The sequence below is a fragment of the Pseudomonas sp. Nvir genome (assembly GCF_963778085.1).
Classification (GTDB): domain Bacteria; phylum Pseudomonadota; class Gammaproteobacteria; order Pseudomonadales; family Pseudomonadaceae; genus Aquipseudomonas; species Aquipseudomonas juntendi.
The window spans coordinates 3668248-3681193 of the sequence record NZ_OY970405.1; the positions used below are offsets into that span (position 1 = coordinate 3668248).

The following is a 12946-nucleotide window of genomic DNA, read 5'->3' on the forward strand; positions in this document are numbered from 1 at the left end:
CGGGCGAAAAAAAACCGCCAGCTGGCGGTCTATGCATTCTTTTGGCGCTATGCCTTGTCCTGCGCCTCAATCGAGGCGGAGATAATCGCCCCACCCCAGCGTCGATCGCCGATGCAGATCGGAACGGGGTTGCCGCTGGCGGTGGTGTTCTTGGCGCTGCCGAAGGCGTAACTCGGCAGGTTCTCGGGCGCGGCGCTCTGCGATAGACCCTTTGCCTGGGGGCTGAGCATCTGGATTACGCCGCCGGCTACCATTGCCACACCTGCAGGCAGAAGTGCCTGGAATCCAGGAACGGGGATGAAAGAAGCAGCGATCAATATCGCGCCGATCACTGTCTGCAGCACCCCGCCGCGCTTACTGCCAGCAACGACCGGTACAATTTTCACCGCCTTGGCTCCGCCACGACTGAATTCGGTTTCACCAACGTTTTTACCGTTTCGGTAAATCGCGAAGTTCATCCCCAGGCGAGACAGACGATCAACCTCCTCTTTGAAGCCTGGCAACGTGATCGTCAGCGCCTTCAGCAGCTCACGGACGCTGCCTGTATCCAGAAGCCGTCGATGCTGTTTCCCCAGAGCTTTACGCAAGGTTCCTGAGAACTCGATAAGTGTCATTTCTTGGGTCATGCTTTTCTCCAGACGAAAAAAAGCCGCCCAGTGGCGGCTCCTCACTTCAAAAAATGTTCACAGACACTTTTTCACAGACGACATGATTTTTGATCTGCCAATGCTGATGCCAGGCATCCGCTGATAGAGCTTTACCTCGCTGCCGTGAGTAGTTTGCTTAATCTCCAGCAACTCGTTGGTTTGGCCTATCGACTCAGCTGAGGAGATCAGTCGATAGCCCGTCAGAGTCTCATTCATGGTTACGCCAGCCTGGTGCTCTTGCCATTCCGGCAGGACGCAAAGGGCGTATGCCTTTGGTGTTTTCGAGGTCTCCGACACGATCGTCGGAGTACTCTTTAGTAAGTCCCCGGGAGTTGTACACCCCGCCAGCAGTATCAGGGCGACAATGGTAACCACTGAATTCACATTAGTTAGCATGCGACTAAGCCCCTAGCTCTTGGCGGCGCTTCGGGCTTTCAAACAATTGGAGAACCAACTGTTCTCAAAGTCAGTGGCTGCCTTCTGCTTGTACTCAGGAGATCCATAAGCGGGCGAGTCGTAAGCCTGCTCAATCATCAGTGCTCCCAGGTCATTCATGGCTTCGTCAGAAACCTTGGCTTGCATTAATTTCGACATAGCAACGCCATTTTGACGCGATGTCATTACCGAGTTTGCCAGTTTGGATATTCCGTCACAGAACTCTAACGTCTCCTGGGAAGGCCTCGCAGCAAAAGACGCCGTCGACACCAACGACATTGCGAGAATTGACCCGACCGCCAACGAATTACGCATTCCTTATCCCTCCATGTAGGCGAGGGCAATCTAACATCATCGGCGCCAACACCAAAACCCCGCGCAGGCGGGGTTCGGCTTCGATCAGATGTTTACCGCGACAGGCCGTGCGCGACGACCTCCGGCATTCCAGCCTGAAGCTTCTCGGCCATGCGCAGGCTTTCCACTGTGTCAGACGCAAAAAGCCCAGCGCGGGGCTGGGCTTGGGTCACAGGACTGGCGGGTCTTCAGTTAGATAATGTGATGCTGGCTCACTGATCACCAGATCTGCATGCTGATGCACGACCGGTCGAACGCCATGCCCCATCGTTACGAGGTAAAGCTGAGCTCCCTCGCGTCGGGCGAATTTCATGGCAGGGATGAAGTCACTGTCACCAGTTATCAAGACAATAATGTCAACCTGCTTTTTCAGTGTGAGACTGGCAATGTCGAGCCCGATCCGCATGTCCACACCTTTCTGCTGAATGCTGGGCTCCAGGTCAGAAATGGAAAACGTCGTCTCAGCGTTCGCCTTCTTGAGTGCTCGACCATTTATCCTCCACCCTTGGTGGACAAGCTCCCCGAAGCGTAGCGCGACATAAGGACTTTTCTCCAAGCCGGCGTGGAGCGCCTCGTTGTTCTTCGCAACAGATGTTTTCCCGAAATCGACGGTAGTACCGTCGGGGTGCTCTGCTTGGGTGGTCAACGGCTTGGCGTCGTAGAAATAGACCCGGTGGAGACGATGGTTGATCAGGTGGGGCGATTGAGAAAGCTTCTTGGTGACTAGCTCGATCATTTCGCTGGTGATCGGCGCCTTTTTGACAGGCCAAAGCTTCGGCTTGATAAAACCCGCATCGATCAGAACAGCGTACCTAAGCATCCATTTCCTCCAGGCAAAAAAAAGGCCGCTAGACGGGTGGGGACGAATCCCTCTTATATGTCACCCGTAGAGCAGCCGGTTCTTGGAGCGAACTATAGGCGCACATTGTACGCCCGTCAACACGTACCAAAGCATCCCAACATGTACCAACCGAGCTTCACGGAGGTCAGCTAGCCTCGCGGTATGCCTCGCTGTCCACTTATCCACCCTGGACGGAAAGCCAGTAACCAGCCAGCTCCCCGCCGTAGTAGCGTTGCGCCTCCAACGACCCGCCCCGGTCCGTTGCCGGAAAGCCCATGGACCGGGGCATGATGACCTAGGAGGTCGTAATGACACCGCAAGAACAGCGCGAAATTACCAAGCACCTGAATAATCACGCCTCGCACCTGAATACATTGACGGCAATAATCTCTGGCCTGATCTCAGAGCTCGCCGCAGCAGGCGGGCCCGAATCGCTTGAACGGGCGAAGGCTCGCGCGCTGGATACAGCAAAACAGATGCACCGGCCCATGCAGCCCAACGCGGATACTTCCGCTATCTCCAGGATTTTTGATGCCGCTAAGCTTCCTGGCTGATAGGTTCAAGACCCAATATTCTCTCGATACGCTGCAGCCGGCGCTCAACCAGGCCGGCTTGCTTTACCGATTCTGTCCCGAAGTTTACTGGCAAGCCTACAGCCGCCAGGAAAGGTTGATGGTCGTTCTCGCAGCCGGGAATCTGGCGCTCTTCATCTTGAGGCTCGGTAATAACCATGCATCTTCTCCCGCGGCAACGCCGCTTCACTTCGCGTCCCGATGACGCAACACAAGGCGCGTCCGGTCGAGCCAGGGCCCACCGAACACGATGATTTCTGATGGCCTGCCGAGCAGGTGGTGCAGCATGAAGGGGCCAGGCCCGAAGACTTGGGCGCGCTCCTCGGGCAGCTGTGCGTCGGCGCCCAGGTAGATGCCGGCGTGATTCGGGTGAGCCGTACGGCCCACGGCCATGACGATCATGTCGCCGCGCTGCGGCTGGCTCACCTGATAGAAACCGGCTGCCTCGTAAGCCTGTTCATAGAGGCTCGGTCCGTCCGGCTTCTCCCACCAGCCCTCTTTCCGGGTATAGGCCGGGAAATCCAGGTCCCACACCCGTTTGTACCAGTCAGCGCAGACCTGCCAGCAGTCCCAAGCGCCGTGCACAAACGGCCGCCCGAGCAGCGGCGCGTGACCTGTTGGCGTGACAGTTCGCAGGTCACCCTCCGGCCACGACAGGATGTACCAGGGCAGCCCGGTGGCCTCGCACACGGCCAAGTCACGAGCTGACGGCCTGCTGGTGGCATCTGGATGCGAGTGCACGATGCCGATCACCTCGCCCTGGTCTTCAGCCGCGGCGTACTGCTCCGGCGAGATGCGAAATTCCTCTGCAGGATCCACAGCGGTGTTGTCACACGGGAAGTACCGCTGAGTGCGCCCCGCAGCGATGAGCAGCCCGCAGCACTCCCGCGGGTATTCCGCCGCAGCGTGCGCTTGCACGGCGGCGAGAATGTGTTTGCGCATGGTCAGCTCCGGGCTATCAGCGAGACGGCAGGAAAGCCGCCGAAGGGAAGTTCGTTGCCCTGGCCATGCCGGACGGTGCACCCGGTATCCAGACAGCCGTTGCACTGATCCTTGGCCGGGTCGTCCGTGGGGTTGCCGTCCAAATTGTAATAGGGGCCGGTGTAGCCGCAGTTGGGGCCACGGTAGCCGGCAGTCATTGCCCAGTGACATAGCTGGGTCATCTGCCGGCCGATCGTCTCCCCGCCCACGTCGCCAGGGCTGGTCAGCTCCCAAGAAACCGTGGTGCCGTTCTCGGAAACCTTCTGGTCGATATACCAGACCTCGATCGCCTCTTCGGCTGGGTCAGCTTCAGCGTTGCCGCCGGGGAAGTTGGCAGCGTCCAGGTACCGAGCCATGGTGTGACGCATGGTCAGCTTGAACTCGAGCAGGTTGTCGAAGGCCAGGCACAGGGCGGTAATCCGCCCGTTGACGTTGCCAACCGTCAGCGTGGGGCGCACGGCCGTACCGTCCGAATTCGCCTCGATGCCGTCGATCTGCATAGGCCAGGCGCCGTATTCGTTGCCTTGCCACCAGATCGACTTGGCCGGAAGCTGGTCGGCGTTCGCGCCGGCGGCGGCCAGCTCCTCGGGGGTGTGAGGAATGGCGTGGCCATGGAAGCGCAGGGTGTCGGCGCCGAAGTCCGAACCGTCGAGCTCGAACAGCAGCACCTCGTTGCCGGGCTCCAGTGTCTGGATATCCTTGATCAGTGACATGCCGGCTCCTTATGGATGAAAGGCCCGCTCGAAGGTGGCGCTCACTTTGAAGCGGCCGCCGCCCACCGGGGTAGGCTTGGGGTCTTTGCAGGTGAACAAACCGAGGTCCCCAAGTGGCGTAGTCCAGAGAAAGGCTTTGGCACCGCCGTGCTTATCGAAGAACTCCATGATCTTGCGTACCTGGGCCTTCGTGCCGGTAACCGTGATGGGGTAGCTGTCTTCCTTGTTGTTGGGTCCGTCGCCAACGACCTGTCGGTACCCCCCGCCGAAGCGCGACTCGCGGGTTCGGTAGCTGATCTCCGGCGTTTCCCCGCGCTGGGTTGGCCAGCTGAATTTTTCGATGGCCATCAGCCCCTCCTGTTAATTGCGCGCCAGATCGAACCACCCTGCCGTAGCCCGGCGGCGATGGCCTTCTCGACTTCAGCCTTGGTGGCAGCCTGGATGCCCTGTCCGACGGCAGCCATGTCCTGAGGCGACTGAGCCCCTGAGGATGACTGCCCAGACGCATCGACCTGAACCGATACCGGGAAACTGTACGAAGCCCCACCACTCGCGCTGGAGATCTGGCGGGGTACCGCCGTCGGCGTCACCAACCCGCCATCTGCGTAGCCGCGACTATTCAGGGTTTGCAGGTAATCAAGCATTCCTGGTTGGCTGACAACTTCGCGACGCAGTACGAACTCGCCGGCATGGACAATGCCGGCAGGTTCATACTTGCCACCATCTCCTGTGTAGCCGCCGTCAGAGAATCCATACGCGGACGAGTACCCGGCCTGGGATGCTCCCAGGTTGGACGACACCGCGCCTGCAGACCCAGCCTCCATGCCGTTACCGGTGCCTCCACCGAAATAGGCAGAGGCTGCAGTGGCACCCCAGCTCACCAAGCTACCCAGCAGGCCAGAAGCAGCCTGCTGTGTCGCGATGCGAGCCATATCGGCCAGAACCGACTTGGTGAAGTCGGCGAACGAGAACTTGCCCGTCATGGCGAAGTTCACGACCGCGTCTTCCATCGAGCTAAAGGCGTTGGTGAACAGAGATCTTGTCTGCCCGGCGACATCCCGGGCCTGTTCCAGATAGTTCTGGAAGGCCGATGACGCCCCCTTGCGCCAATCGCCCTGTGCTTCCGAAATTTTGTCGTAGTTGTCCACGACCGTATCTCGGTACCCATCCTCGGCTTTGCTCAGAATTGCCAGGTCGCGCTCGTAGTCGTTCTGGCTGTACTTGTCTGGGGCGGTACGCCTGCGATCAAGAAGCTTTGTGCGCTCATCGTTGAACCGGTCGGTTACGCCATCGAGATCACGCTGCAAGCCTTGCTGGCGATCACCAAGACCGAGATTGTTCGCGGCCCTCGTGCCCGATATAGAGAGCGCAGCACGCTGCCGCTCCAGCTGGTCGACATAAGCTTGGGTTGCAGCAGTCTGCTTGGCCAACCGTCCTTGCTCATTGGTCGCCAGCACCGAAAGCTCGGTATCGGCGTCCTTTTGCGCCTTCACCATGGCGGCGCGGGCATCCGCGATTTTCTGGTCAAGCTGGATTCGCTGCTGGGCGCTGGTGCTGCTATGCCCCTTGGCCTCCTCCAGCGCCTTGATCTCGGCCTCGTAGGCGTTCGTGACCTCGGCCTTCTGCTGCTCGATGATTGCGGCCCGCTGGGCGGCGTACGACTCTTGCGAGATCAGACCGGCCTTCTGTGCCGCGTCCAGCTCCTTCTGGTTGTTCTTATACTCAGCCAGGATGGAATTGAGTGCGTTCTTCTGTGTATTGAAGCCAGAGAGGTCAACAGTACCAGTGCGCCCGACTGGGTCCTTGTACTGCTCGGCGATGTTGCTGCGCACCCTTGCGACAGTTTCAGGATTGAGTCGCGCGTCGGCTGGATCCTTCTTCCTGATGACTTCCAGCGACCGCTCGTACTCCTTGAGCGCCTCGCTGCGTTTCTTGGAGTTGGTCCAGGCCGACTTTTCCAGGGCATCGACCTTGGCCATGGCCTTGATAGCCTTCTCGTTGGCTTCCGCTTCCTGGCGGTCGAATGCAGCGATATCCTCCTGGGCTGCTTTCTTGTCCTTCAAGAACTGGAGCTGATCGGTGTAAAACTCGATCATCGTGTCGCGGTTCTGGAAGGCACCAACGTCGCCTCGCTCGGCACGGGCCAAGTTGATCTCGGCTTGGCGGATATCGTCGTCGATGCTCTCTCGACCAATGTTTTTCAACTGATCAGCAGCCTTGGCAACCGCGTTGTAACCGCGCTCCCACCAGCTCAGGTTCTCGATGATCTTCGGGGTGCGCTCGTTGATAGCGTCTGCGAAGGCTTCGGTGGCAAGCTTGACGGCGTCCGCGTGCCTCCCCTGCTGTTCGAGCGCGGCAATCTGCGAGTAGACCGAGCTCGTCAGGTAGTTGTACTGCGTGTTCAGCGCTGCAGAAGCTTTGACTGGGTCATCTGCCAGCTTTACGAACTCGGCAATGGTCTCTGAAACTGCTCTGCCTGTTGCTTCCTCCATCGATATGGCTGCTTGCGCCACATCCATGAAGCTGTCACCGGCGATCTTGCCGCTACCAGCCAGGCTCGCAAGAACCGACGCAGCCGCCCCGGTGGTGCCAACAGTCGCACTCACCTGCTTGGCCATACTGCCTAGTTGGTCGGCAGTCAGCCCAGCGGAATTACCCGTGAGGATCAGCGCATTGCTGTAGGCGTCCGCCTCTTCAGATCCCTTGTAGAAGGCATATCCAAGTGCTGCTGCGGCGACAGCCGACACGGTAAGGGGATTGACCAGCCCAAGGATGTAGCCGCCCAAGGCCTTAGCGGCAGGGGTGATCCCACCGAACATATCCTTGAGCTGTCCGCCTTGCTGCAAGGCAACCATCATGATTGGCTGGCCAGCGGCGATCGACGTGAAGATATCAGTGAACTGAGCCGGCACACCTCGCAACGCTGCAGCGGTAGCCTTTGCAGTCATGCCAGTGCGGCTCAGCGCGGTATCGGCGCTGCCAAGAGCTGTGCGGGCCTGGTCGATCTTTGCTTGGTACTCGCCGAACGTTTCCGCATCGAGCGCGCCACTTGCGCGGAAGCCCTTCAGCTTCTGCTCCATCTGGTCCAGGCGGCTCATTGCTGCGACGGTCGGGTCAATTTTGCCCAGCAGCTCTTCGAGCGCCTGGCCTTCTTCCCGATGCGCGCCGGCGGCCTTCTTCGCCGCCTCCGCCTGGCGCTCTTCCGTGGCGATGAGGGCCTGGGCCCGGCTGTTGATGGACGCCTGACGGCCGGCACTATCCGACAGGACGGCGTTCGCCTGAGCGGTGACCTCGGCGCTCTGCTCGGTTGCCCGGTTGAGCGATTGAACGTACTGGCTGGCCTCCAGCGAGGCCTTGGCCACGGCCAGAATCCTGGCCTGCTGCTCGTCGGCGGATTCAGCGGCGCGCCGGCCAGCCTGGGCACCGGCATCAGTGGCGGTGGTGAGCGCCTCCTGCACCTTACCCGCCTGCGCGGCCTCGGTCCGGAACGCGCCCATGTTCGCCGCGGCGCTGCTGAATGCCGTGGAAGCGCTGGTAACGGCGCGCCCCACGGTGGCCATCTGCTGCGCCAACTCTGTCTGCTTGGCGTTGAGCGCCTGCAGTTCCTGCACGATCTGCCGGGTGTCACCCTGCAGGCTGCCCAGGGCAGTCTCCCAGGCTCGACCGGTTCGCCCAGCCGACTCCTCGCTGCGCTTGCCGGCGTCCGTCAGCTGATCGAGGTTGTCCTTGGCTTCGACGGCATCACCGGAGTCGATCTGAAGACCGAGAGAGGCAATGGTGGTCATGATCTACTCCATCGATTCGGCCATGACGGCCAAGGCCTCAACCTCCATCACGCGGAGATCGGGGAAAATGTCGGTGAGGTCGCGGCGCTTGATGCCGAGCATTGAGGCCGTTGCAGGAATGGCGGCGTAGTCCAGGCCGGACGGGCCGCCCGAAGCCACCCGCCACTGCGTGCCCAGCGCATCGAACAGGCGGAAGGCAGGCCAAGCATCCGGCAAGATCTCCACTACCTCCTCCTCGATGTCATCAAGGGTCAGCCCCAGCGCCGCCAGTTGCTCAGCGGACGGGCCGCGCTTGTAGCAAGCCCGGGCCGCCGCCCTCAGTTTCCCAGGCGGGCCGGACTGTAGGCGGCTTGGTAGGCGTCGATTACTGCCTTCGGTGCGCCGGTGCAGGTGCGCACCAGGTCGGCGATGGCCTCGGCGCTGAACTCGTCCTCCAGGTCCCAGCCTGTGACGATATCGCCCAGCTGCTCAGCCTGCAGGGCGATTTCACCGGTGGTGACCTCCTCCCAAGTCGCGCCGTCCTTCTGGGCCTTTTCCGCCCAGGCGTCGCGCGCCTTGTTCCAGCGGTCGAACATTGCGGACAGGGCCACGCGGTCCATGTAGCGGAACTGGAATTCCACCGGTGCCGGCTCGGCGCCAATGCGCGGAACCTGCACCACGGCAGCGAAAGTGGGGTTCTGCGCGATTTTGATCTTCGCCATGAGAATTCCTTACGCGCCGGCCAGGTAACGAAGCGAGCGAGCCGACAGGCCGACGCTGATGGTGCGGGTCATCACGTTGTTCCGCTCCATTGTGGGATCTGGAGTGATGCTGACGTAGCCTGGATACAGGATATGGTCACCGTTGCGCAGCTTCAGACGAATAACTGCAAGCTCTTTCGAAGAGTCGTAGCCTTCAACGGCCTCAACGTAAGCCGCAGAGGGCTGGTCCTCGACCACAATAGACAGGGTTGTCGGGTTGCGGTTGGTTGGGAACTGTTTGTCATCGTCGTCTTCTAGGTACCCGACAGTAGCGTACTGCTGCTCGCCCCCGGCCGAGTTGAAAGACGTTACCTTGGAGATCTGCACCCAGTCGGATACCGGGAGCACAGAGCCAACCCCAGCCCCGGCGGTGTAACGCTCTACATCACTGGTGTCCAGGCCGGCCAGGGAGAACGCGTCAGCAGCAACAGCGGATGCCTTAACGGCACGGTCGTTGATCAGCGCCCAGCCGGAGTTGACCAGCAGAACGTCGCCGTTCTGGATGGTGTGACCGGCAGCGGCTGCCACCGGAGGCTTCGCATTGGTCAGCGCGGTGAATGGGACGGCGGCGCCGATGACGCGTGCGATCTCCAGCACGGCGCCGTTTGGCAGCGGGAAGCGTGCGGCCATGGTTTGTTTCCTCTTGATAGCCCGCCGGGCGGCGGTTGGTTATGCCCCAGCGGGCGGTAGATCCGCGACACCGCGGTAGGTGAAGCTGGCCGGGACCGTGTAGGTCGCCGACTCGGTAATGGTTGGCCCCTGGTCAACTGGTTCGGTGACCAGGCCCTCGAAGCCGTTGCGGCTGAGCTCCGAATCCACTCGGAAGAGGCTCGAAAGCTCCTCGACCAGACTCTCAGCGGTAGCCAGTGGCTGACCCGCCGGGCAAACGATGCTCACCTGGTAGACGCCGGCGTACTCGTAGGCATCCCCGCCCAGATAACGACAGGTAGTTGCTCCCGGCAGCTGAAACGCTTGCAGGTATGTTTCACCCTGCTGAGCCACGAACTCCTGTTCGAAGTTCGCAACACGGATCGGTCGCGCCGCGGCCCAAGCCATCAGCTTGATTTCAATAGCTTGGCGGGCCTTTGCTTGGCTCATACGCGGTTGTTCCTGATGGCTTCGTCGACGATGCGCTGGAAGTTTGCGAGCGTGACCCGGACCATGCCAGCCGGAGCCTGCGACGAATGCCCGTATTCCAGCGGGATGGCATACGGCAAGTTGTTCACGATGAACGCGGTCTGGCCGATGGTCAGCGCCTGCACTTGGGTGATGAGCGCGGTAATGGCCTCGCTGCCCGACGGATCGATGCGGTCGAGTTCCTCAGTCGCCGGAGAGTCGATGGAGAACTGCCAGTTGCCCCGGAACCGCCCGCCAACGTATCCCTGGCCGGCAACTAGGCCGTTCACAGCGAAGTTCTGCTCTCGCTCGGTCTTGGTCAGGGGCTTGGCGTACTTCACGCCTTTACGCAGCCTGCCGGCCTTGGTGAAGTTGTCCTGATTCAGGTTGATCAGGGTGTTGCGTACCGCGACTTTGAAGTCGTAGTCATCGGCAGCCTTGTTGGCCTTGGCCCGGTGAGCCACGTTGGCCGCCCATAGTTCCGGGTTGCCTACCGGCGACATGCGGATGACGCTGCTGCCGATTTCGATCACGATTTCGCGGAAGGTGGCGTCCAAGGCTTGCTCAGCCTGCTCGGCGAACGCCCGTATGGCTTCAGCGAAGTCGCCCTGCTGCCCGCCGTACCGCTGGACCATGTGTGAGCTGCGTGCCATGTCACTTCCTCAGCTGAATGGTCCATGTCGCCTGGGTTGGGTCCTCGGAAACGTTGAGCACGCGGTAGCCGCTCACCTGGTCGCCGATCTTGGGCGCCGCCGGGGCGTCTGTGGCGGCACCGGCCTGTCCCTCGAAAAGCTCGTTCTGAAGCACCAGCAACTTCACGTCCTCGGTCTGGATACGGGTCCCGTCGATCTCTTTGGCCAGGTAGCTGCCGAACACGCCGCGCCCGGTGTAATAGATGGTCGAAGCCGGGACGGTGCCGCCAATCTCGGGGTCGTATCCGCCCTTTACGGTACGGCTCCCTGAAACCGGCTTTACCGCATCGGCCAGGCCATCTGGATCATCGAACGCTTCCGCCAGGTCGGCCTGGATCTCTTCGCGCATGCCCATGGGTCAAATCCTCTTGAGCATCACAGTGCCAGAGCGGCGGATCCATGGGGCGAGAAGGTCGAGGGCGAAGCTCTCGCCAGCGGAGCGATCTACAGACCCCGCGACGTACGTCTTGCTGGTCGAGGTGCCAGCCTGGGCCGAAACCGTCTTGCTCTGCACCTCGCGCTGGGTATCCCTGTACAGCTTGCCGGCCGCAGCCAGCTTGGCCACCTGCGCTCCGGCACTCACGATGGCGTCAGGCACCGGGTCTGGCACAGGTCGCTTGATCTTGGCCGTGAGCCAGGCATTGGCCATGGCAACGGCGAGAACCGCATCACCGTCGCCAGCCCAACCCTGCCCGAGCGCCTGGTCAACATCAGCAACGGTGATGAAGTCGGTCATCGCTTACTCCTGCGGAATCAGGGCTTGCAGATCTTCTTTCTTAGCGCTGGCGTCGAAATCAATACCCTTGGTGGCGAGCCACTCCTTCAGCTCGGGCACCTTCATCTTGCGCGGGTCAGTTTCAGGCTGTTCCTGGGCGTATTGGTCGCCAACCTTGATGCCGGCCGCCTCGTAGGCCTCGACGATCTCAGGCGCCTCACCTTCGACCACAACATGCGTTGCGCCGTCGATGACCCCGAAGAATTGGCTCAGGAGCCGATAACAAACGCCGCGCTCACGGCCTGGCTTGTCGGTGTAGATGACTTTCATGGTGTTCTCCTGCGCAGGGCGCCAAGTCAGCGCCCTGCATCATGGGATCAAGGGGTGGCGGTGCCGCTGATTACAGCAGCGAACGGAACCTGCTTGCGGTCGAATACACGCTCCCAGTTCGCGGCGCTGGCGTACTGGGTGGCATTCGGGCTCAGGTTCAAGTTGTTGCTGCCCTTCCAGCTAAACCCGGCAGGCTGCAGGATGAAGGTCTTGCGCTCCCACAGAACCTCGGCGCCCCCACCGTTACCGCCGTCAGGCTTGCGCTGCATCTCGACTGGAGTGTGCGGGGTGCCCTCGCCGTAGCCGAATGCGCCTTGACCGAAGAAGATCGACAGGAACTGACCAGGCGCGTAGGTCAGGCTGTCGTCCATGAACACCGGCTTGCCGAGATAGGTTGCCAGGATGATTTTGCCGGTCGAGTCGCGCAGGTACTCAATCAGGTCCTGTTTGACCATCTGATTCATTACTACCGAGTGCACACCGATGGCGCCAAACATGTCGGCGGCATCGCCGGCGGTGAAGGCTGCGTCCTGGAATGCGGAGGCGCTGATGCTGGGACCGGCGTCTTTGACCATGTCGCCGCCATTGTTGGCGATGTTAGAGGCGATGACGCCTCGGGCGGCACCCAGCAGGTAACGCTGCCACTGGCGGGTCCAGTAGGTACCGAAGCGGTTGCGAATGTGCTGCATCGGCTCGCTGTTGGCCAGCTCGGCGGTGAGGTCAGCGACACCGTAACCTTTGTTGAGGTACAGCGTACGAGCGCGCATGCTGCCTTGCTCGGCCTTGCCGACCTCACCCAAATCGTCCGGGTTGTCGTTCGAGATGTTCGGCGCCTCGTCGGCGTCGAGATCTTGCCAGTAGCTGATCTCGGAAGTGCCCTGGCCGTTGTTGGCGATGTTGTCCAGCGTCGGCGAGCGGGTCACGATGCCCGATTCAAAGACGGCGGTTTTTTCGGGGGTGTTCACCGGCGCCAGCGCGCCGTAGTAGTCGCGGACGAAGATGTCCGACAGCTGGGTCGTGGCCAT

At 61.0% G+C, this 12946-nt stretch carries 19 protein-coding genes; 1 reads left to right on the top strand and 18 read right to left on the bottom strand.

What is annotated here, in order from left to right:
• Positions 1-47: 47 nt before the first annotated feature.
• The 4 genes from AACG97_RS17680 to AACG97_RS17695 all read right to left on the bottom strand — a co-directional run bounded on the left by AACG97_RS17680 (position 48) and on the right by AACG97_RS17695 (position 2256).
• Positions 48-626 (bottom strand): tail assembly protein, encoded by a 579-nt coding sequence (locus AACG97_RS17680; protein WP_029886772.1) that lies wholly within the window; start codon positions 624-626, stop codon positions 48-50.
• Between the two features lie 57 nt (positions 627-683).
• The gene (locus tag AACG97_RS17685) at positions 684-863 is read right to left on the bottom strand and encodes a hypothetical protein (protein WP_225785667.1); all 180 of its coding nucleotides are present in this window, start codon (positions 861-863) and stop codon (positions 684-686) included.
• A 192-nt stretch (positions 864-1055) separates the two neighbouring features.
• A complete protein-coding gene (locus tag AACG97_RS17690) occupies positions 1056-1397 on the bottom strand; it encodes a hypothetical protein (protein WP_029886770.1) in 342 nt (113 codons plus the stop codon).
• A 208-nt stretch (positions 1398-1605) separates the two neighbouring features.
• Positions 1606-2256, bottom strand: a complete 651-nt coding sequence (locus AACG97_RS17695; RefSeq protein WP_050492223.1) for an NYN domain-containing protein — start codon at positions 2254-2256, stop codon at positions 1606-1608.
• A gap of 329 nt (positions 2257-2585) precedes the next feature.
• Here AACG97_RS17695 and AACG97_RS17700 point away from each other — a divergent pair, with 329 nt between their 5' ends.
• Positions 2586-2831 (top strand): hypothetical protein, encoded by a 246-nt coding sequence (locus AACG97_RS17700; RefSeq protein ID WP_029886768.1) that lies wholly within the window; start codon positions 2586-2588, stop codon positions 2829-2831.
• On the opposite strand, the gene AACG97_RS17705 is transcribed toward AACG97_RS17700, so the two are convergent.
• The 14 genes from AACG97_RS17705 to AACG97_RS17770 are packed head-to-tail and all read right to left on the bottom strand — an operon-like array spanning position 2815 to position 12946.
• Positions 2815-3009, bottom strand: a complete 195-nt coding sequence (locus AACG97_RS17705; protein ID WP_125920169.1) for a hypothetical protein — start codon at positions 3007-3009, stop codon at positions 2815-2817. The genes AACG97_RS17700 and AACG97_RS17705 overlap by 17 nt on opposite strands.
• 26 nt (positions 3010-3035) lie before the next feature.
• Positions 3036-3791, bottom strand: a complete 756-nt coding sequence (locus AACG97_RS17710; protein WP_029886766.1) for a C40 family peptidase — start codon at positions 3789-3791, stop codon at positions 3036-3038.
• Positions 3792-3793: 2 nt separating this feature from the next.
• Positions 3794-4543: a phage minor tail protein L gene (locus AACG97_RS17715; RefSeq protein WP_232555078.1), complete on the bottom strand. Its 750-nt coding sequence runs from the start codon at positions 4541-4543 to the stop codon at positions 3794-3796.
• Positions 4544-4552: 9 nt separating this feature from the next.
• Complete coding sequence (locus tag AACG97_RS17720; protein ID WP_029886764.1) at positions 4553-4891, bottom strand: phage tail protein; 339 nt, start codon at positions 4889-4891, stop codon at positions 4553-4555.
• On the bottom strand, positions 4891-8328 hold the full coding sequence (locus tag AACG97_RS17725; RefSeq protein ID WP_029886763.1) for a phage tail tape measure protein: 3438 nt from the start codon (positions 8326-8328) through the stop codon (positions 4891-4893). The genes AACG97_RS17720 and AACG97_RS17725 overlap by 1 nt, the downstream gene beginning before the upstream one ends.
• A gap of 3 nt (positions 8329-8331) precedes the next feature.
• Complete coding sequence (locus tag AACG97_RS17730; protein ID WP_373754569.1) at positions 8332-8649, bottom strand: DUF1799 domain-containing protein; 318 nt, start codon at positions 8647-8649, stop codon at positions 8332-8334.
• The gene (locus AACG97_RS17735; protein ID WP_029886761.1) at positions 8646-9029 is read right to left on the bottom strand and encodes a phage tail assembly chaperone; all 384 of its coding nucleotides are present in this window, start codon (positions 9027-9029) and stop codon (positions 8646-8648) included. The genes AACG97_RS17730 and AACG97_RS17735 overlap by 4 nt, the downstream gene beginning before the upstream one ends.
• Before the next feature lie 9 nt (positions 9030-9038).
• Complete coding sequence (locus tag AACG97_RS17740) at positions 9039-9698, bottom strand: phage tail protein (RefSeq protein ID WP_023662702.1); 660 nt, start codon at positions 9696-9698, stop codon at positions 9039-9041.
• A gap of 39 nt (positions 9699-9737) precedes the next feature.
• Positions 9738-10166, bottom strand: a complete 429-nt coding sequence (locus tag AACG97_RS17745) for a phage tail terminator-like protein (protein ID WP_023662703.1) — start codon at positions 10164-10166, stop codon at positions 9738-9740.
• Positions 10163-10837 (bottom strand): hypothetical protein, encoded by a 675-nt coding sequence (locus tag AACG97_RS17750; RefSeq protein ID WP_029886760.1) that lies wholly within the window; start codon positions 10835-10837, stop codon positions 10163-10165. The genes AACG97_RS17745 and AACG97_RS17750 overlap by 4 nt, the downstream gene beginning before the upstream one ends.
• A gap of 1 nt (position 10838) precedes the next feature.
• Positions 10839-11231, bottom strand: coding sequence for a hypothetical protein (locus AACG97_RS17755; RefSeq protein ID WP_023662705.1), 393 nt, complete (start codon positions 11229-11231; stop codon positions 10839-10841).
• Between the two features lie 3 nt (positions 11232-11234).
• On the bottom strand, positions 11235-11612 hold the full coding sequence (locus AACG97_RS17760; RefSeq protein WP_023662706.1) for a hypothetical protein: 378 nt from the start codon (positions 11610-11612) through the stop codon (positions 11235-11237).
• Positions 11613-11615: 3 nt separating this feature from the next.
• Positions 11616-11921, bottom strand: a complete 306-nt coding sequence (locus tag AACG97_RS17765; RefSeq protein WP_023662707.1) for a HeH/LEM domain-containing protein — start codon at positions 11919-11921, stop codon at positions 11616-11618.
• A 47-nt stretch (positions 11922-11968) separates the two neighbouring features.
• The gene (locus AACG97_RS17770) at positions 11969-12946 is read right to left on the bottom strand and encodes a major capsid protein (RefSeq protein ID WP_029886759.1); all 978 of its coding nucleotides are present in this window, start codon (positions 12944-12946) and stop codon (positions 11969-11971) included.

Coding starts and splice junctions, on each gene's coding strand:
- AACG97_RS17690 (WP_029886770.1), bottom strand. CDS start 1,397: ATGCGTAATTCGTTGGCGGTCGGGTCAATTCTCGCAATGTCGTTGGTG.
- AACG97_RS17680 (WP_029886772.1), bottom strand. CDS start 626: ATGACCCAAGAAATGACACTTATCGAGTTCTCAGGAACCTTGCGTAAA.
- AACG97_RS17700 (WP_029886768.1), top strand. CDS start 2,586: ATGACACCGCAAGAACAGCGCGAAATTACCAAGCACCTGAATAATCAC.
- AACG97_RS17745 (WP_023662703.1), bottom strand. CDS start 10,166: ATGAGCCAAGCAAAGGCCCGCCAAGCTATTGAAATCAAGCTGATGGCT.
- AACG97_RS17735 (WP_029886761.1), bottom strand. CDS start 9,029: ATGGCGAAGATCAAAATCGCGCAGAACCCCACTTTCGCTGCCGTGGTG.
- AACG97_RS17770 (WP_029886759.1), bottom strand. CDS start 12,946: ATGGCCACGACCCAGCTGTCGGACATCTTCGTCCGCGACTACTACGGC.
- AACG97_RS17750 (WP_029886760.1), bottom strand. CDS start 10,837: ATGGCACGCAGCTCACACATGGTCCAGCGGTACGGCGGGCAGCAGGGC.
- AACG97_RS17725 (WP_029886763.1), bottom strand. CDS start 8,328: ATGACCACCATTGCCTCTCTCGGTCTTCAGATCGACTCCGGTGATGCC.
- AACG97_RS17755 (WP_023662705.1), bottom strand. CDS start 11,231: ATGGGCATGCGCGAAGAGATCCAGGCCGACCTGGCGGAAGCGTTCGAT.
- AACG97_RS17765 (WP_023662707.1), bottom strand. CDS start 11,921: ATGAAAGTCATCTACACCGACAAGCCAGGCCGTGAGCGCGGCGTTTGT.
- AACG97_RS17685 (WP_225785667.1), bottom strand. CDS start 863: ATGAATGAGACTCTGACGGGCTATCGACTGATCTCCTCAGCTGAGTCG.
- AACG97_RS17760 (WP_023662706.1), bottom strand. CDS start 11,612: ATGACCGACTTCATCACCGTTGCTGATGTTGACCAGGCGCTCGGGCAG.
- AACG97_RS17695 (WP_050492223.1), bottom strand. CDS start 2,256: ATGCTTAGGTACGCTGTTCTGATCGATGCGGGTTTTATCAAGCCGAAG.
- AACG97_RS17710 (WP_029886766.1), bottom strand. CDS start 3,791: ATGCGCAAACACATTCTCGCCGCCGTGCAAGCGCACGCTGCGGCGGAA.
- AACG97_RS17715 (WP_232555078.1), bottom strand. CDS start 4,543: ATGTCACTGATCAAGGATATCCAGACACTGGAGCCCGGCAACGAGGTG.
- AACG97_RS17740 (WP_023662702.1), bottom strand. CDS start 9,698: ATGGCCGCACGCTTCCCGCTGCCAAACGGCGCCGTGCTGGAGATCGCA.
- AACG97_RS17720 (WP_029886764.1), bottom strand. CDS start 4,891: ATGGCCATCGAAAAATTCAGCTGGCCAACCCAGCGCGGGGAAACGCCG.
- AACG97_RS17705 (WP_125920169.1), bottom strand. CDS start 3,009: ATGGTTATTACCGAGCCTCAAGATGAAGAGCGCCAGATTCCCGGCTGC.